Origin of the sequence: Pseudanabaena cinerea FACHB-1277, assembly GCF_014696345.1 — a bacterium.
Lineage (GTDB): Bacteria > Cyanobacteriota > Cyanobacteriia > Pseudanabaenales > Pseudanabaenaceae > Pseudanabaena > Pseudanabaena cinerea.
The window spans coordinates 1-17,681 of the sequence record NZ_JACJPY010000086.1; the positions used below are offsets into that span (position 1 = coordinate 1).

14 protein-coding genes and 2 pseudogenes are annotated in these 17,681 nt (G+C 45.9%); 8 read left to right on the plus strand and 8 right to left on the minus strand.

Annotated features, from left to right (window positions below; genetic code table 11):
* Positions 1–191 precede the first annotated feature (191 nt).
* A complete protein-coding gene (locus tag H6F44_RS18880; protein ID WP_190352579.1) occupies positions 192–887 on the plus strand; it encodes a PFE-CTERM domain-containing protein in 696 nt (231 codons plus the stop codon).
* Positions 888–991: 104 nt separating this feature from the next.
* Here the strand turns inward: H6F44_RS18880 and H6F44_RS18885 are convergent.
* Positions 992–1,783: pseudogene (locus tag H6F44_RS18885) on the minus strand (thiazole synthase); the annotation flags it as partial.
* A gap of 330 nt (positions 1,784–2,113) precedes the next feature.
* On the opposite strand from H6F44_RS18885, the gene H6F44_RS18890 reads away from it, so the two are divergent.
* Positions 2,114–3,061, plus strand: coding sequence for a F0F1 ATP synthase subunit gamma (locus H6F44_RS18890; protein WP_190352581.1), 948 nt, complete (start codon positions 2,114–2,116; stop codon positions 3,059–3,061).
* 122 nt (positions 3,062–3,183) lie between these two features.
* Positions 3,184–3,543 (plus strand): carboxymuconolactone decarboxylase family protein, encoded by a 360-nt coding sequence (locus H6F44_RS18895; RefSeq protein ID WP_242016655.1) that lies wholly within the window; start codon positions 3,184–3,186, stop codon positions 3,541–3,543.
* A gap of 162 nt (positions 3,544–3,705) precedes the next feature.
* Here the strand turns inward: H6F44_RS18895 and H6F44_RS18900 are convergent, their stop codons facing one another.
* The 6 genes from H6F44_RS18900 to H6F44_RS18925 form a co-directional block, all read right to left on the minus strand.
* On the minus strand, positions 3,706–4,509 hold the full coding sequence (locus H6F44_RS18900) for a DUF1838 domain-containing protein (protein ID WP_190352582.1): 804 nt from the start codon (positions 4,507–4,509) through the stop codon (positions 3,706–3,708).
* 135 nt (positions 4,510–4,644) lie between these two features.
* The gene (locus H6F44_RS18905) at positions 4,645–4,950 is read right to left on the minus strand and encodes a hypothetical protein (RefSeq protein ID WP_190352583.1); all 306 of its coding nucleotides are present in this window, start codon (positions 4,948–4,950) and stop codon (positions 4,645–4,647) included.
* 42 nt (positions 4,951–4,992) lie between these two features.
* A complete protein-coding gene (locus H6F44_RS18910; protein ID WP_190352584.1) occupies positions 4,993–6,270 on the minus strand; it encodes an ABC transporter ATP-binding protein in 1,278 nt (425 codons plus the stop codon).
* Between the two features lie 69 nt (positions 6,271–6,339).
* Positions 6,340–7,182, minus strand: coding sequence for an ABC transporter permease (locus H6F44_RS18915; protein WP_190352585.1), 843 nt, complete (start codon positions 7,180–7,182; stop codon positions 6,340–6,342).
* Between the two features lie 71 nt (positions 7,183–7,253).
* Positions 7,254–8,258: a phenylalanine--tRNA ligase subunit alpha gene (pheS, locus tag H6F44_RS18920; protein ID WP_190352586.1), complete on the minus strand. Its 1,005-nt coding sequence runs from the start codon at positions 8,256–8,258 to the stop codon at positions 7,254–7,256.
* 196 nt (positions 8,259–8,454) lie between these two features.
* Positions 8,455–10,977 (minus strand): peptidoglycan DD-metalloendopeptidase family protein, encoded by a 2,523-nt coding sequence (locus H6F44_RS18925; RefSeq protein WP_190352587.1) that lies wholly within the window; start codon positions 10,975–10,977, stop codon positions 8,455–8,457.
* An 895-nt stretch (positions 10,978–11,872) separates the two neighbouring features.
* Here H6F44_RS18925 and H6F44_RS18930 point away from each other — a divergent pair.
* The 3 genes from H6F44_RS18930 to H6F44_RS18940 all read left to right on the plus strand — a co-directional run bounded on the left by H6F44_RS18930 (position 11,873) and on the right by H6F44_RS18940 (position 14,417).
* Positions 11,873–13,471, plus strand: coding sequence for a glycoside hydrolase family 57 protein (locus tag H6F44_RS18930; RefSeq protein ID WP_190352588.1), 1,599 nt, complete (start codon positions 11,873–11,875; stop codon positions 13,469–13,471).
* Between the two features lie 70 nt (positions 13,472–13,541).
* Complete coding sequence (locus tag H6F44_RS18935; RefSeq protein WP_190352589.1) at positions 13,542–14,153, plus strand: DedA family protein; 612 nt, start codon at positions 13,542–13,544, stop codon at positions 14,151–14,153.
* Between the two features lie 108 nt (positions 14,154–14,261).
* Positions 14,262–14,417 (plus strand): hypothetical protein, encoded by a 156-nt coding sequence (locus H6F44_RS18940; RefSeq protein ID WP_190352590.1) that lies wholly within the window; start codon positions 14,262–14,264, stop codon positions 14,415–14,417.
* A 62-nt stretch (positions 14,418–14,479) separates the two neighbouring features.
* Here H6F44_RS18940 and H6F44_RS18945 read toward each other — a convergent pair whose 3' ends face one another.
* A complete protein-coding gene (locus tag H6F44_RS18945; protein WP_190352591.1) occupies positions 14,480–15,964 on the minus strand; it encodes a TldD/PmbA family protein in 1,485 nt (494 codons plus the stop codon).
* A gap of 197 nt (positions 15,965–16,161) precedes the next feature.
* Between H6F44_RS18945 and proB the strand changes: the two genes are divergently transcribed.
* Together proB and H6F44_RS24125 are read left to right on the plus strand one after the other, a co-directional pair.
* Positions 16,162–17,316 (plus strand): glutamate 5-kinase, encoded by a 1,155-nt coding sequence (proB, locus tag H6F44_RS18950; RefSeq protein WP_190352592.1) that lies wholly within the window; start codon positions 16,162–16,164, stop codon positions 17,314–17,316.
* Between the two features lie 116 nt (positions 17,317–17,432).
* A pseudogene (locus H6F44_RS24125) lies at positions 17,433–17,570 on the plus strand (N-6 DNA methylase); the annotation flags it as partial.
* Positions 17,571–17,681: the final 111 nt, after the last annotated feature.

Genomic DNA, 17,681 nt, shown 5'->3' on the forward strand with positions numbered 1-17,681 from the left:
CAGGATTGACAGAAATTTCTGTTGTGCCTTGGTTGCTACTTTCGGTAATATGTCATTAATGCTATTCATTTGGTGCTTTGATTCATTACTTGCACCTTATCCGATGAATAGCTTTTTTGTTCCCCTTTTTTTATGTCCGAAGTATTGCTATAAACAAACCTGATACAAAGAACAAGCTAATCCTTTTACTTATGGTTGAGAAATTCCTAGCTGTCTCATTGATTGGAATTGGTACTTTTTCTATTGCAAACCCTGTTTGGGCTTTGTCTATCACCTTTTCAAGCAGCATTCCCCTTACCGCAGCAGACGTTAGCTCCAATTTTACGCTGCCTCGATTCGATCCCAGCCTTGGCACCTTAACTAGCGTTGATCTTACTTTTTCTTCAGCAGCAAGTGGTAATGCCCGCTTTGAAAATAGAAGTAGTCGAGCTGCTACTGTATTAGTCAATCTTAGTGCTGATAGTATTGTTAGCTTTGGCTCCCTTGCTTCTGTATTCGGTTCTGATTTGACTATAATTCCATCACAATCCTATACATACTCTGTTGCTCGCTACGACGGAATAACTGATTTTTCTGGTGCTTCTGGTCGTACAGTGAATGGACTTAGTGCTAGCACCGTTGCATCTCTCAACAACTTAACCACAAACTTAGCAGATATAACTGGTGTAACTGACTTTAATTTACCTTTTACTGGATTCCAAAATTCTTCAGTTACTGGCTCAGGAAATTTCGATAGTCAGATTACCACAAATATATCGGGTGACATCTCAATTACCTACAACTATGACGCGGCTCCTACTCCAGTTCCTTTTGATTTTGAGCCTAGTTTAGGCTTGTCTGTATTAGGCGGTTTATTTTTGGGCAGGAAGCTAATTCAAAAGCGATAAATATTTTTTGTCCAGCACACTTGCTGAATGAATAAGAAAAATTTCCCCCCTTTACAAGGGGGGCTGGGGGGAGCTAAAGGGAGATCGCAACAAGAAAATGGTTTTTAAGAAGCCACTAAGCCCGTTAATGGCGAACTGGCACTGGCATATGCCTTGATGGGTATCCGTCCAGACAAATAGGCGGTGCGTCCTGCTTCGGCTGCCATGCCCATGGCGCGACCCATACCCACAGGGTCACTGGCACAGGCGATCGCCGTATTAATCAACAACGCATCGGCTCCCAACTCCATCGCCAATGCTGCCTCACTAGGTACACCAATCCCTGCATCAACGACTACGGGTATTTTGGACTCCTCAATAATGATCGAAATATTTGCCGCATTATTAATCCCCTGACCAGAACCAATCGGGGAACCGAGGGGCATCACCGTCACGCAACCAATTTCTTCAAGGGTTTTAGCAAGCCTTGGATCGGCATTAATATAAGGCAATACCGCAAAACCTTCTTTAACCAATTGTTCGGCAGCTTTACAAGTGCCAAGGGGGTCAGGCAATAAATATTTAAGATCGGGGATTACTTCTAATTTTACGAAATTATTATCTTCCTGCCCCAAAATTTTTGCCATCTCGCGCCCCAGTCTTGCCACTCTTACCGCCTCATCCGCAGTTTGACAACCTGCGGTATTTGGCAATAGCCAATATTTGCTCCAGTCGATCGCTTCGGCTAGTCCTTCATGTCCAGCCGCATTAGTTTGTACGCGCCGCACTGCCACAGTGACAATCTCGCAACCACTAGCAGCGATCGCCTGACGCATGATTTCAAAATTGGCATACTTACCTGAACCAGTCATCAAGCGCGATCGGAATTTGCGCCCTGCAATTTCTAAGAGGTCATTGGTGCTGTTGGTTTGGGCTGTGAGGTTAAACAACAAGGGTGAAGCGATCATATCAAGGTTTTAAAAGGAATATTAGCGAATTTTTGATAAGCAAAGGTTGAAAATATCTTGTTAAAATTTTAGCCTTGCTTATTACGAGTATTAATTTCAAGGATATACAACAGTCTGCGGTTTTAGGGCGCAATTTTTTATTAAGATACTCTAGTGTCTTCTGTAATATTCTAAATTTTTCTGCAAGCAATGGGTTTAATGCCCTTGTCAGGGAGAAATCTAAATCAAATTTTCCATAGCATCCTTCAGTATTCCTATAGCAAGTAGCAATTTAGTTTCATGGCTAACCTCAAATCTATCCGCGATCGCATCGGCACTGTTAAGAATACGCGCAAGATCACCGAAGCAATGCGTCTCGTTGCTGCCGCCAAGGTGAGACGCGCCCAGCAACAGGTTTTGGCAACCCGCCCCTTTGCCGATCGCCTAGCTCAAGTTCTCTATCGTCTCCAGCAGCGCATCACCTTCGAGGATGTCAGTCTGCCCTTACTCGATAAGCGTCCCGTTCAAACTGTTGGTCTACTAGTTATTGCAGGCGATCGTGGTCTTTGTGGTGGCTATAACTCAACGATTATCCGCCGTGCCGAAGCCCGTGCCAAAGAACTAAAGGAACAAGGCTTAAATTACACCTTTATTTTAGTCGGTCGTAAGGCGGTGCAGTATTTCAGCCGTCGCGATCAACCGATCGCTGCTACCTTTAGCAACCTCAATCAAATCCCCAATGCCGCCGAAGCCAATGCGATCGAAGATGAAATTACATCGGCATTTTTGGGCGGTGTAATCGATCGCGTGGAATTGATTTATACCCGCTTTGTGTCGCTAATTAGCTCTAAGCCTGTAATTCAAACCCTGCTGCCCCTTGAGCCTCAAGGACTAGAACCCAAGGATGACGAAATTTTCCGCTTGATCACCCGTGGTGGTAAATTTCAAGTCGAGCGCGAAGCCAGAGAAATCACCGTCAAAGAACTGCCCAAGGAATTGATCTTTGAACAAAGTCCTGAGCAAATTCTTGATGCGTTATTGCCTCTGTACCTCAGCAATCAAATCCTTCGCGCCCTGCAAGAGTCGGTCGCCAGCGAACTCGCCGCCAGAATGACCGCCATGAATAACGCCAGTGATAATGCTGTCGATCTGATTAAGTCCTTGACTTTGCAGTACAACAAGGCACGTCAAGCGGCAATTACTCAAGAAATTCTCGAAGTTGTCGGTGGTGCATCCGCCTTGACTTAAATCTAAATCAAATTTGATTTAGATTTAAGAAAGCGTTGCGATGCAGCGCTTTCTTTTTTAAAGTATAATTACTTTATGTTTATATAGCTGATTAGTAATTCAAAAAAATCGAGGCTAAACCCATGACTTCCTACAATCAAGAAATTGACCATATCAAGAGCTACACCGCCAAAATCGCGCAGGCAATTCCCGAAACAATGAGGGCATTTTATGCTCTGAGCCGCGCCTCTTCAACAGATGGGGCTTTAGATCCGAAAACCAAAGAATTAATGGCTTTGGCGATCGGTGTGACTACCCATTGCGATGGCTGCATTGCCTTCCATACCCGTGCCGCCCTCCATGCGGGAGCCACCTCGGCGGAAATCATGGAAACCTTGAGCGTGGCGATCGCAATGGGGGGTGGACCTGCCCTCATGTATGCCAGCCACGTTGTCGAAGCGATGGAAGAATTTCGGAATAATGCTCAAAATAAAACTCAATAGCGATTATGGGCTTGTCTGTCACACTTATTCAGTTTCGGGCTGGCACGCACCATCCACAGCCCCTACAAAACATGAATTATTCAGGTAGGGGCAATCCCCCTGTGGTTTGCCCTGCTTGGCTCAAAGTTTTCTTTGGGTTTTCAGTCAGCGCCAAGCGCTGTATTAACGCTCAGGAATTGGGAAGGTCGCCCCTTGCTGATAAGCCTCAAAATGATGCTTGAAATATTGCCATGAGGTCATTTCTGCATCCTCTAGCTTGGCAGGGGGCGCATCCTTGAACAATGGCACACGGGTTTCGATTTCCTTTTTGAGAATTGCGGGTAAACCGTCAAAACCCTTCACCTTCTTGCCCAGAGCGCTGTAAATTAGATGCCCCGATCGCTGTCCCATTTTCATCCAAGGCAACCAAGGTCCCACCCGATGCCACGATAGATCGAGGGTCGAAACAGTTGTGCTGTCTGGATCTTCGAGATCCCTAGTCGGTACTGTCAATTTAAACAGTTCGACAGAACTGTACATAGGATGACCGCAATATTCCGCAAATTTAGGATCGTCAGCAAGGGGATTGGGATAATGCCCAAATAGATCAAATATAAATGTCGTGGTGTCTCCATCTACCTCCGCAGGGATATTACGGCGAAATGTGCCTTGAATCGGGCTGTTGGCAACGTGCATAACAGGCAGCATCTCCCCTGTCCAAGGATTTTGCCAATGGCGCTGCGTCTCATTGGTATCAGGATCGAGATATAGCAATACTTCCCGTGATGTGAAATCCCAAACTCCTTCACCGCGATCAATGCAGCGTCCCACATTCATGCCCACAATTTTAAATAGCTTCCGTTTTGGCTCATCGGGCATGAAGGAATAAAGATAACCCGTCCACGCCAAAAAGGTTGCAGTGCCATCAGTCGCACATCTGGTCTTGGCAAACTGGGTAGCCGAAAATTCCCGCGTTTCTGTGAGCATTGATTTTCTCGCTATTTAGCTATGTATTATATCCGTGCCAATTCAAGAAATTGTTGCAATACTTTCATAAATTGGTAAAGGGGTTTTCAAATTAGAGTAATCGATTACAGGTGTGCTTTGTGGTTTTGTTTAAGACTAGGCTTGTTTTCTGTTTAGCATATCGATCAACAATCGAATGTTTTCAGCTTGAACTTTTACACTTTCAGATTGTATTTGTGCAGCTATGGCATAGCGATCGGCTGTTATGGCTTGCTGTTTGGTAACTTCCTTGAGTTCGTGCAAGTCGTCTTTGATATCCAAAACGTCAATTTCAACTACATCACGGCGGGTGTAGAGATGTTCTACAAGGCTATTGATGTTTGCATTGGTGACTTGGACAGCTTCGGTCAATGCCAGTAAAGCCAACTCAATTCTTTCTAACTGGTTATTCCCTTGAGTCATTTAATTAACCCCTTTGCTCTTTGTGCGATCATATTTGTGCGATCATACAGGCAAAATCCATTTGTGGGCAAAACTAACACTGCCATAGCCACTGGCGATCGCGATCGGGCGACCGCGCAACTCACCATTTTCCACATCAATGATCGTGGCAGCCTCGATCGCATCCTGCAATTCCCCATTCCAATAAAGCGCCACATTCATCCGATAGCGTCCTGGCACTAGCCCTAACTCATCAATCTCACAAACGATCACCTTACCAATTTGGCGATCGACCTGATCCTCTTGACCATGGACACTGCTATTAAAATTAATGATCGCCTGTCCATGTTGATCGTAAAAAGTAAATATACATTGCATTCCCGATCGCACCTCAGTGAAGTGAAAGGCAATCCGCGCTGGACGACCAACCGCTAAAGTGCTAGAGGAGAAGTTACTATCGACACTAACTTTAATTTCCGTGAATTTGATCGCCCCTTTACCTCGGCGATCGCTACGTTCTAACAAATTAGTCGAAACAGATTCAAAGGAGGTTAAATAACCACTCACGCATTCATGGGCAGTGCCATCTAGTTGCAGAGTGCCCCTTTGCAAAAAAATCCCCCTTGTACAAAGGGTTTGCACCACCCCCAAATTATGACTCACAAATAAAATCGAACGCCCCTCTTTGCCCACATCTTCCATTTTGCCTAAGCATTTCTTTTGAAATTGAGCATCGCCAACCGCCAAGACTTCATCCACAATTAAGATCTCTGGCTCCAGGTGTGCCGCCACCGCAAAGGCAAGCCGCACATACATCCCCGAAGAATAGCGCTTGACAGGCGTATCCAAAAATTTCTCCACTTCCGAAAAAGCCACAATCTCATCAAACTTTTTCTTAATCTCAACCCGATCCATCCCCAAAATCGCGCCATTAAGATAAATATTTTCCCTACCCGTTAATTCAGGATGGAAACCAGTTCCCACTTCTAGCAAACTTGCCACCCTGCCTGTAATGCCGATTTTGCCAGTAGTCGGCTCAGTGATGCGACTGAGAATTTTTAATAATGTCGACTTGCCTGCACCATTGCGTCCAATAATGCCCACGCGATCGCCCTGCTTAATCTCAAAAGAAAGATCCCTCAGCGCCCAAAACTCTTCTTCCGTATTGTGCGCCGCATCTAATTCAATCTGGGACGATTTATTGAATATCTTTTGGCCAAATGAACTAACAGCATTGCTGAGCGATTCCCGCAGCGATTGATAACCAGCTTTACCGCCATCTTGATGGCGCAGCAAATAACTTTTACTAAGATTTTCAACGCGAATGACAGTTTCAGGCATAGCTTTAGTTATTGATAATTTACTCGCAATACTAAATAGGATGACTCAGAGTGCCATCCTATCTATAATCTAAATCACATCTGCAAAGGTCTTTTCAGTTTTACGGAAATACCAAATGCCACTCCATAGGAATATAAAAACTAAGCTGAGGGATAGAAAGAATCCTGGTAAATATAGGTTAGAGTCACCACCTAAAATTGCCCAACGAAAGCCATCAATCACGCCCACCATCGGATTAAGAGAATATAATAAACGCCATTGCTCAGGTACAATCGAACTGCTAAATCCAACAGGGGAGATATACAGACCAAACTGAATGATAAAGGGAACAACAAACCGAAAGTCGCGATATTTGACAGTTAGTGCCGCTAACCATAGTCCCACACCCATCGAGGCAGCCGAGGCAATCAGGATAAATAATGGCAAGGTCAAAATCCTGATACTTGGTACAAAGTTATACCAAGCCATTAGCCCTAACAAGATCATGCCCGAAATCATAAAATCGACAAAACTAACAATGATTGCACTAGTCGGCACAATCAAGCGCGGGAAATAAACCTTGGAAATTAAATTGGCATTACCAATCAAGCTGTTGCTGCATTCACCAAGGGCATTGGAAAAGAATTGCCAAGGCAACATTCCCGCAAAAACTAGAATTGGGTAAGGCACACCCTGTGAGGGCAATTTGGCAATATTACCAAAAACTACCGTAAACACCACCATTGTTAAGAATGGTCTGATTAAAGCCCAAGCAATGCCGATCGCTGTTTGCTTGTAACGCACCAGAATATCGCGCCATGCTAGGAAATAAAATAGTTCTCGATAGCGCCAGAGGTCTTTCCAATATTGTTTCTCAGTACGACCTGCCTCAATTACAAGCTCTCTGGTTTTAGGACTTTGCTGATCATTCATAACTTTTGGGGGTGAGGTACTTAAAGAAATTGCAAAAGAAATTGCAGGGGAATTGCCTGACTTGAAGAGATCTAGAATTGTTTCAAGAACCTAAGATCGCTCGTGAATAGGCGACGGATATCATCAATTTTATGCAAAACCATAGCAACCCGATCTACGCCAAATCCCCAAGCAAATCCTGTAACAAGCTCAGGATCGTAGCCCACTGACTTAAACACATTAGGATCAACCATGCCACAGCCACCGAGTTCTAGCCAGCGACCATTCCACATTACATCCACCTCGGCGGATGGCTCAGTGAAGGGGAAATAGCTAGGTCGAAAGCGAATTGGGCATTCACCCAATAGTTCTTCGACAAAGGTTTTGACGGTTCCTTTTAAATCGCCAAAGGTCAGCCCTTCTTCAACGGCGAGTAACTCAATTTGATGGAAAATTGGCGAGTGGGTGGCATCAATATCATCTTTGCGATAAACGCGCCCAGGGCAGGCAATTCTTAGGGGTGGTTCATTTTCTTCCATGTAGCGAATCTGCACGGAAGAGGTCTGCGATCGCAATAATTTACCATCGCTCAAATACAACGTATCCGCCATGTCACGGGCGGGATGATCGGCAGGGGTATTTAGGGCTTCAAAATTGTAATAGTCGGTCTCAATTTCAGGACCTTGGGCAACGGTGAAGCCCAAACCCACAAGAATATCCAGCATTCGATCGATGGTACTTTGGATTGGGTGCATCCGCCCTTGGGTGGAGTGCCAAATCCCTGGCATCGTGACATCTAGGGTTTCGGATTCTAGCTGTTTGGCAATTAGCGATCGCTGAATATCAATTTTGCGCTCCTCTAGTTGCGTTTGCAATGTTTGCTTTACTTCATTGGCGATCGCGCCAATTTGAGGGCGCTCCTCTGCCGACAGCTTACCCATCGCTCCAAGAATTTTGGATAGAGTCCCCTTTTTGCCTAAATATTCCAACCGCAAATTTTCTAATTCTTCGAGAGTTTGCACTTCTCTAACTGATTTTGTTGCGATGTCCGCTAAAGATTGCAATTGAGCGGTAAGGCTCTCTAAATCCGTTGCCATCAACGTTCCCTACTATTTATAAAATTTATTTATGCAGTTTTTCACCTTCATCACTGTATCAGAAAACTAGAACAGATGTTCTTTACTTTTTTCTGTTCTTCAAAATAAAAAGAAATTTTGGAAAACCTTGCTAAGCAGCATTTTCCAAAATTTCCTTAGTTGGGTTGAAGCGCTGAGCGCTCAATATTGCTCAATATTATTGACTCGCCTTTGCCAAGAAAATCATTGGGTCAATGGCACTGCCACCGTTGGGACGGATCTCAAAGTGTAGGTGAGGACCAGTACTAAAGCCAGTACTACCCATTTCACCAATGGTTTGACCTTGGCTGACGGTTTGCCCTTCTTTAACGTACAGTGCATTCATGTGGGCATATCTGGTGATCGTGCCATCAGCATGACGGATATCAATCATGTTGCCATAGCCACCATCATGCCATGTCGCATATTCAACTACGCCAGAGGCGGCGGCAAGAATTGGTGTGCCGATGGGCGCAGCGATGTCGATACCTTGGTGAATCCTGCCCCAGCGCCAGCCAAATCCTGATGTAAATACACCATCCGCAGGCCAGATAAAGCCGTTAGATAAACCGTAATCATTAACATCTGGAAGATAAGCACTAGCGGTAAGTTGAGGTAACTGAGGCGCAATACCAGAGCGATCGCCAGGATTGGCAACAGCACTACGACCAGCATCAAAGTCGCGATCGGGGTTGGGGGCAGCATTCAGATTCGCCGCCGCAATTTTGGCAGCCTCAAGCTTTCTGGCTTCCTCTGCTCTTCTTGCGGCTTCTTTGATCTCGGCTTCCCGCACCTTGGCATTAAGTTGACTAACCTCTGTTTCCAAAAGCTTAACTTCAAGGGAAGATACTCTTGACTCTGCGTCAGGGGCAAGGGCGACTAGGTTGGGGCGAGATGTAGGATTTGTAACCTGCTCAACTGCTTCGGCGGAAGGAATACTAGGGGCAAGATTCGCCGCCAATCTGGGGGGGATCTGCACGTTTGGTTCCGCCGCAGGAGCCGACAATGCGCCAACTGGTGCAGCCTCACTGTTGCTGTTCTGCTCGATCGCTGGGTTGCTAGGGATAGTTGGTGTAGCGATCGCCGCTACGGAGGTAGGCTTGGTCGCAGGCTCCGATGCTGGCGCATTGGTACTTTCGATTGGTGCATTACGCACAAGAGTACTTTGTTCGCTTAGCAAACTCACAGGGACTTGGGGGATGGCAAGCGCTGCCGCAATGCGAGGGATAGCTCTGAACTGAGGCTCTGCCACTGGCTGAGAAGCAGAGCTTTCGATGGGACTGGCTCCACTCTTGCTAAGCTGCTCTGCTGCACTTGCCGCAGGAATAGTTGGAGCGGTGAGAGAACGTGCAGGTAAATTTAGGGCTGTCGGCGAATTGGCAGAATTAGTTTTACTGCCACCAATTTCGCCAAAAAGTTGGGTGGGGCTGAAGGGTAATAAAGCTGCCGCCACCTTGGCAACTGGCTCACCTGCCACAGGTAAACTAGGAGTACTGCTTGCCTTAGTTGGCATACCTGAAACCTGTTCTTGAGCAGGGCTGGCTGGCAAATTTGTACTACTACCCGTCAGTTGAATTAGCCCTTCCCAAGGCGATACGCGATTGGCGGCGGCAATTTTGGAGACAACGGATTTTGGCAATACCATCGGTGTCGCGGCAACTACACGCACCTGCTCGATTCTTTTAGGGGCAACGGCTGCATCGGCATCACCGATGGGGGATGGCACTTGCTTAAAGGGCTTATCGTTGTTAGCAGCTACATTTTGAACATCAAGCAACTGGCGCTCTTGAGGGATCTTTAGTTCCTGACCTAGCTCTAACCATTGAGGGCTTTCGAGTTTATTTGCCTCAATGATCGACTTTTGGGAGATGCTGTAGCGACGGGCGATCATTTCGATCGTGTCGCCACTTTGAACGCGGTAGGAAATATGCTTGGGTTGCTTAGCGATCGCGGCTTCGGCTAATGCGGGCTTGTCACTGGATTTGGCACTCGCTAAAGTTGCCACCGCCTTCTTCCCTTCTAATTCTTGCAAACGCTTGGCTAGACGCTCTTTCTCTGCTAATAATTGGCGTTTAACGTGACCCTCTTTTACCTGCATGAGGGTCGATACGTTGCCAGGAATAACTAGGGGCTGATCAATTGCCAAAAAGTCGCCTGAAGTCAAAGATGTAAACTTCACAATTTCGCTCTTAGGCACATTGTAATAGCTAGAAATCGCCTCTAGGGTGTCGCCAGACTTTACCTTATGCACCAAGCCATTGACGGGAGGAATAACTAACTTTGCCCCTGGTTGCAATTCTGTATTGGCGCTGATGCCATTGGATGCGGCGATCGCTGCTGCATCAACTTGATAAACTTGAGTTAACTTCCATAGGGTTTCATCTTCACGCACCTCATGGACAATCACACCTTGAGCTTGATCCCATGCACCAGAGGCGATCGCTGTTCTTGCCATTTCATACTTGCGATCTTGGTTTTGTGACATCACGTCAGTCAGAGTTCGGACTGATGTCGCAACGGGTGCAACCCTAAGATCATTTTGCGCTGTTTGCTGAGAAACCAATAACCCCACAGTTCCTGCGGAGAGAGCAAAACCTAGCATTGCCAGCGATCGCCTTACCTTCAAAGAGGATGCCTTATCGCCCAATGCCAGGGAAACATTGGTCTGTAGATCCTCGTCCTTGGAAGATATCTTTTTCAAAAAACTGCCTCCTTTAAACTAGCTTTGCTCGAGATAAATACAAGTGTGAGAACATGACAAGCCAAAAGCTGACAAACAGCAATCAACTCGACAAGGAGCAATTACACTCCATAACTTACCTTGGTTTTTCGCCTATAACAAGTTCATAATGAACAGTCAAAAATCAAATTCTATGCATTTAGCCCCCGACATTTACTGTATGCACATGGCTACTTGGTGTGTCAAGCCCCAGTTTGGCAAAGTAATCTCAGAAAATCCGTAAAAGCTACGCTGAGGAGCAAATCTGTCTCTAGATAGTTTTTACTTGGGTCGAAAATTCCGTGTCTTCAGCCTTTGCAAGGCTACGTCATGATCACGGCAGAATCAACTGTTATTTATCGTATCTAATTATCTCTGATTTTCCTAGATCACAAGGGCGGCTATTGAAGAGTTTATCAAATAAAAGCTCTCGCTAGATTTAATTTACGCTTATTTGCTTCGATTTACGCTTAAAAGTAAAGATTTAAACTATGTAATCTTTTTTTAACAATCCATCATCAAAATCAGCATATTCTCTCTGCAAGGTTATGACTAAGTACTTATACTGACCTTGTAATAACTTTGTTTTTGCTGATATTTTCTTTCTAATACTCCCTTCCCACCAAAAAAATAGACATATAAAACCAAGCAATAAAATCAAGAATTAGCGTTGCGGCACTTCGCGCTGCAATGTCTAAATTTGCACGGGGAAGGGAGTATTTTTCTTGACGCTGCCCATAGAAATTACTGTATCAATAGACATATGCTGATGGAGGTACAACAGTATATTAAAATTAGTTTAAAAATAAAGCCCAACGAATCCCCAATTTTTTATGTTGTTTGGCAAATTTAAAGACTTTTTAGGAACAGAAGATCTATGAGCATCGGATATCTCGCACTGGTCTTGCACGCTCACTTGCCCTTTGTGCGTCACCCTGAAAGTGACTATGTACTCGAAGAAGAATGGCTATATGAGGCGATCACCGAGACTTATATCCCCCTGATCAAAGTCTATGAAGGACTCAGGCGAGATGGCATTAATTTCAAAATGACGATGAGCATGACCCCGCCCCTCGTGTCTATGCTGCGCGATCCCCTATTGCAAGAGCGCTATGACAAGCATCTTGCCCTATTGCAGCAACTAGTCGAGCTAGAGGTGATCCACAATGAGCATAATGGTCATGTGAAGTACTTAGCTGAGTACTATGTTCGAGAATTCGCCGAAACCCGCGAAATTTGGGAAAAATATGGCGGCGATCTAGTGGCGGCATTTAAGCAGTTTCAGGACAGTAATAATCTCGAAATTATTACCTGCGGAGCAACCCATGGCTATCTGCCCCTAATGAAGATGTATCCAGAGGCGGTCTGGGCGCAATTAGAGGTGGCGGTTGAACATTACACCAATGAATTTGGGCGATCGCCTAACGGTATTTGGCTACCAGAATGCGCTTACTATAATGATTTAGAAAGAATGCTTGCCGATGTGGGGCTGCGCTACTTCCTCACCGATGGACATGGACTTTTGTATGGTCAGCCCCGTCCTCGATTTGGCACTTATGCCCCAGTCTTCACGGAAACAGGGGTGGCAGCCTTTGCTCGTGATCATGAGTCATCCCAGCAGGTTTGGTCATCAAAGGTGGGTTATCCTGGCGATCCTTTATATCGCGAGTTTTATAAGGATTTAGGCTGGGAGGCTGATTATGAATATATCAAGCCCTTCATCATGCCCAATGGTCAGCGCAAGAATACGGGCGTGAAGTATCACCGCATTACAGGTCGTGACTTTGGTTTAGATGCGAAACAGCTTTACGATCCTTACTGGGCTAAGGAAAAGGCAGCAGAACACGCGGCTAATTTTATGCAGAACCGTCAAAGCCAAGTTAGTTACTTAAATGGCATGATGGGTCGTCCGCCCTTGGTGGTATCCCCCTATGATGCCGAACTGTTCGGGCATTGGTGGTATGAAGGTCCTTGGTTTATCGATTTCTTAATTCGCAAGTCCTATTATGACCAAGATACTTTTGAGATGACCCACTTGGCAGATTATCTGCGCGGCAATCCCACCCAGCAGGTTTCTCGCCCTGCCCAATCTAGTTGGGGTTATAAGGGTTTCCATGAATATTGGCTGAATGAAACCAATGCTTGGGTCTATCAACATTTGCATAAGGGAGCCGAGCGGATGATCCATTTATCCTATCGTGAACCTGCTGATGAGCTGGAGTGGCGGGCATTAAATCAGGCGGCGCGGGAATTATTATTGGCGCAGTCTTCGGATTGGGCGTTTATCATGCGGACAGGTACGATGGTTCCCTATGCGGTCAGGCGCACGCGATCGCACCTGATGCGTTTGGAAAAGCTGTTTGAAGATATCGAATCGGGCAAAATTGATGCGGGTTGGCTGGAAAAAGTGGAATATATGGACAATATTTTCCCTGATATCAATTACCGTACTTACCGCCCCTTAACGGCTGGCTAATGTTGAAAAAGCGATGCAGAGCATCGCTTTTTTACTGTAAATCGCAAAAAAACTATGAGGATAAATAATTATGCAGGAATGGATTACTAATACGATGAATTCCCTCGGTTATTTGGGGATTGGGCTATTGATGTTTTTAGAAAATCTATTCCCGCCAATTCCTTCGGAATTGATCATGCCTTTGGCTGGCTATACCGCCACTACCCCCAATACACAAATCCAAGTATTGCCTGCGATCGCGGTCGGTGTGATCGGCACAATTGTAGGGGCTGTGCCTTGGTATTATGCAGGGGCAATTTTGGGGAAAGCACGATTAGAATCCTTGGCAGATCGCTATGGCAAATGGATCGGAATTTCTAGTGCAGATATTGAGAAATCGATCGCTTGGTTTCAGCAGCATGGCTCCAAGGCGGTATTATTTGGGCGACTCGTTCCTGGCATTCGGACTTTAATCTCGGTTCCTGCGGGGCTTAGCAAAATGCCCTTAGCACCTTTCTTCATCTATTCCACCATTGGCACGATTGGCTGGGTGACTCTACTCACCTACGCAGGATACTTTCTGGGACAAAATTACAAATTGGTGGAGAGCTATATCGATATAATTTCTAAGGTGGTTGTGGTTGGGGTGCTGTTGGCGATCGCCACATTTATTGGTTATCGTCTCTGGCGGCGATCGCGTTAATATTCAGCATTAACGTAACAAAACTTTAGTAACGAAAGATACTATTTATATAAGATTATGTTATCGTAAGCATATATAAATAGTATGTAAATTCAAAGGATATTGACCATGAATATTAATCAAAGAAAGGCTGAAGCAGATGCTAATCACAAGGCTAACTTAGCAGCTTTGGTCAAACGCCGTATGGAAGTTGCTAGAGCCAATAATGATACCAATCTGCTTAATGCTCTAGAGCAAGAAATGAAGCAAATGGGCTTGAATTAAGCAAAAAGGAGCGCTAAGCGCTCCTTTTTGATAGTTAGTTACAAATTTGCGTGATTTATAGCTTATGCACCGCCAAACACTTCGATATTGCTAAATAAACAAACTGGCGAAGCGTGTCCGACCCTGATCACTTGATTTGGCTCGCCTTTGCCGCAAAAGGGGGAACCATAGGCTTCAACGGTGGGGCGATCGCCGACCTTGGTGAGACTAGACCAAAATTGGTTGGTGATGCCGCGATAATTGGGGTTACGCAGGGTTTTCGTAAATTTGCCGTTTTCGATTAATTTGGCATATTCACAGCCAAATTGGAATTTATTGCGGTAATCATCGATTGACCATGAGCGATTGGACTCCATATATACGCCATGCTCAATATTGCCGATGATCTCATCAAAGCTATGCTCCCCAGCTTCAAGGTTGATATTTGCCATGCGATCGATGGCAGGGCGGTTCCAAGAGGTTGCTCTGGCATTGGCAACCCCCGCAATCTGCGATCGCGCCTGACTCTCGACACTGCCGAGACCGCGCAATAATTTCCCTTCCTTGATCAAATATTCTTTAGTTGCAGGAATGCCCACATCATCAAAGCCATAGCTGGCAAATTCACCCGCCACCGTGGGATCAAAGGTGACATTCATCAAGGGGGAACCATACTGCATTGTGCCGAAATCCGCTAGTTTCACAAAACTACCGCCCGCATAGTTGCGCTCATCACCGAGAATGCGATCGATTTCCAAAGGATGCCCGATGCTCTCATGGATTTGTAGCAGCATTTGATCGGGGGCAAGCACGAGATCTGTAGTTGTCGTTGGGCATTCTGCCGCAGTTAAGAGTTCGACAGCTTGCTCACCAATAACTTTGGCACGCTCTAAAATCACGTCTCGTGCAAATACCTCCATGCCAATTTGGTTGCACCTTGCCAATTGCCCGTTGTCGCCGCGTCGTTGAATAATTGCGCCATCTTGGGCAGTGGCGGCATAGTCGGTGGCAATCATCAAAAACTTTTGATAAATATCTGAGCCATTAGTACTGACAAATCGGGTTTCAATTTCCGTAATCACCGCATAGGCACTAGTTTTAACAATCCTGTCGGAAACTTTGAGAGTCTGGCAAATCTCAATTAATAGATCGTTAAGATCTTTGGGGGCGATCGCCTCAATCGGTTTAATTAATGGTGAAATATACTGTCCGATCGCCTTGGGTCTTTGGGCGATCGTAAAGTGATGTACTGACCATTGTGCTGCCGCCTTAGCCTGTGCATAGGCGCGATCGGCGGTACGCTGCATATTTGCCAAATCTAAACGATTGGTGCTGGCATAGCCAAACTGACCATCCACTAATACTTCGATCATCACGCCATGGGAGCGGCTGCGCCCATTGGACTGCGGAATGCGATCGCGCACATAGCGAGTAATGTTGGTTTCTTTGACCTCCCGCAAGCCGATCCATGTTGCCAAGGGCAAATTAATTTGCTCAAGGGCAGTTTTAGGATCAAATTTATGGTTAGTTTGCGTTTCTGGTGCTGAACGTTCTAAAGCGATCGTCATAGTATTAGTTTTTACTCCCATTGAGTATTGCAGCAATCTTTTTGATCATCATTGCTTAGCAACAGTTTCAAAAGTTTTCTGGCTTTTAAGTAGTTATTGCCAAGTTTATCAAAACCCAGAAGAGAGTTGAGCTAAAATGAATTGCCCTGATTAAAATACAAACTTCCATCCAGTAAATGCAAGCACAGACTGCATCCATGCACCCAATATCGTCACAGCGATCGCCGCAAACGATTGTGATCAAAATTGGAACTTCTAGCCTTAGTCACCCTGTGTCTGGCGATTTGCAACTTGCCACGATCGCCAAATTAGTTGAGAGCGTAGTCTATCTACGCCGCCAAGGACATAGGGTGGTTTTGGTATCTTCGGGCGCGGTGGGTGTGGGCTGTAGTCGGTTGGGCTTAAAGCAACGTCCGCGCAAAATCTCCCGCAAACAGGCAGTGGCAGCAGTGGGACAGGGGCGGCTGATCGGCATTTATGATGACTTTTTTAGTAACTTTCAACAGCCTGTGGCGCAGGTGCTGCTGACAAGAGGCAACCTAATTCAGCGTCAGCATTATATGAATGTCCATGCCACCTTTCAGGAATTGCTAGAAATGGGCATCGTGCCAATTGTGAATGAGAATGATACGGTGGCGGTGGATGAGTTGAAGTTTGGCGATAATGATACTTTGTCGGCTCTAGTGGCGAGTTTAATCGAGGCGGATTGGTTATTCTTGCTTACCGATGTCGATCGCCTCTATACGGACGATCCACGCCAAAATCCTGAAGCGCAACCCATCGAATTTGTAGAGCATTCCCAACTGTCAGAACTGCGGCAGGCGATCGGCGAAAAGCAAGCGATCGGCGCACAGGGCGGCGGCACGCAATGGGGTACGGGCGGTATGACCACCAAGCTAGATGCAGCGCGGATTGCTTCGGCAGCAGGGGTAAAGACGGCAATTACAAGGGGTGCATTTCCCGATCGCATTGCCGCCATTTTGCAAGGTGAGAATTTTGGCACACAGTTTGCGGCACAACCCAAAACCGTAAATGCGCGGAAGCGCTGGATTGCATATGGTATGGTGACGCTGGGCAAATTATGGTTAGATGATGGCGCGGTCAATGCTTTGATTTTGCAGGGGCGATCGCTATTACCTGCGGGAATTACGGCGGTGGAGGGCAAATTTGAGGCGAATGATTGTGTGAGTCTATGCGATCGGCAAGGTCAGGAAATTGCTAGGGGCATTACCAATTACAGCAGTGGCGATATTGAACGCATCTTAGGTTCGCAATCGGAAGATATCCCCCGCCTATTGGGTTTTGATGGTGAGGAGACAGTAATTCATCGCGATAATTTGGTCAGTATTTAGCAATTATTTAGTTTTATCTAACAAAAATTAATATGGCAATTAAGAAATCTGACCTCTATTCTTCTCTGTGGGCTTCTTGTGATGAGTTGCGCGGCGGTATGGATGCTAGTCAATATAATTTCCCGACTGCGAGGATTCTCAATGGCAATACGCTGGCTGCGCCTAAGTTTCGCGATGGGGAGCAGTTACGCACCTATGACTATGTGGTGGCAAATCCGCCTTTTTCGGATAAGACTTGGAGTACGGGATTGACATTCCCCGAGGTGAAGCGACGGGGATTCCTGAGCTAATCACAGCCCTTTCTGCTTGCACATACTTAGGTCTTACACGATTATGTCCCATCCGAGCTTACTAGAATATTCCTT

Coding starts and splice junctions, on each gene's coding strand:
- H6F44_RS18890 (WP_190352581.1), top strand. CDS start 2,114: ATGGCTAACCTCAAATCTATCCGCGATCGCATCGGCACTGTTAAGAAT.
- H6F44_RS18940 (WP_190352590.1), top strand. CDS start 14,262: ATGAATATTAATCAAAGAAAGGCTGAAGCAGATGCTAATCACAAGGCT.
- H6F44_RS18900 (WP_190352582.1), bottom strand. CDS start 4,509: ATGCTCACAGAAACGCGGGAATTTTCGGCTACCCAGTTTGCCAAGACC.
- H6F44_RS18905 (WP_190352583.1), bottom strand. CDS start 4,950: ATGACTCAAGGGAATAACCAGTTAGAAAGAATTGAGTTGGCTTTACTG.
- H6F44_RS18930 (WP_190352588.1), top strand. CDS start 11,873: ATGAGCATCGGATATCTCGCACTGGTCTTGCACGCTCACTTGCCCTTT.
- H6F44_RS18895 (WP_242016655.1), top strand. CDS start 3,184: ATGACTTCCTACAATCAAGAAATTGACCATATCAAGAGCTACACCGCC.
- H6F44_RS18915 (WP_190352585.1), bottom strand. CDS start 7,182: ATGAATGATCAGCAAAGTCCTAAAACCAGAGAGCTTGTAATTGAGGCA.
- pheS (WP_190352586.1), bottom strand. CDS start 8,258: ATGGCAACGGATTTAGAGAGCCTTACCGCTCAATTGCAATCTTTAGCG.
- H6F44_RS18910 (WP_190352584.1), bottom strand. CDS start 6,270: ATGCCTGAAACTGTCATTCGCGTTGAAAATCTTAGTAAAAGTTATTTG.
- H6F44_RS18880 (WP_190352579.1), top strand. CDS start 192: ATGGTTGAGAAATTCCTAGCTGTCTCATTGATTGGAATTGGTACTTTT.
- H6F44_RS18935 (WP_190352589.1), top strand. CDS start 13,542: ATGCAGGAATGGATTACTAATACGATGAATTCCCTCGGTTATTTGGGG.
- proB (WP_190352592.1), top strand. CDS start 16,162: ATGCACCCAATATCGTCACAGCGATCGCCGCAAACGATTGTGATCAAA.
- H6F44_RS18945 (WP_190352591.1), bottom strand. CDS start 15,964: ATGACGATCGCTTTAGAACGTTCAGCACCAGAAACGCAAACTAACCAT.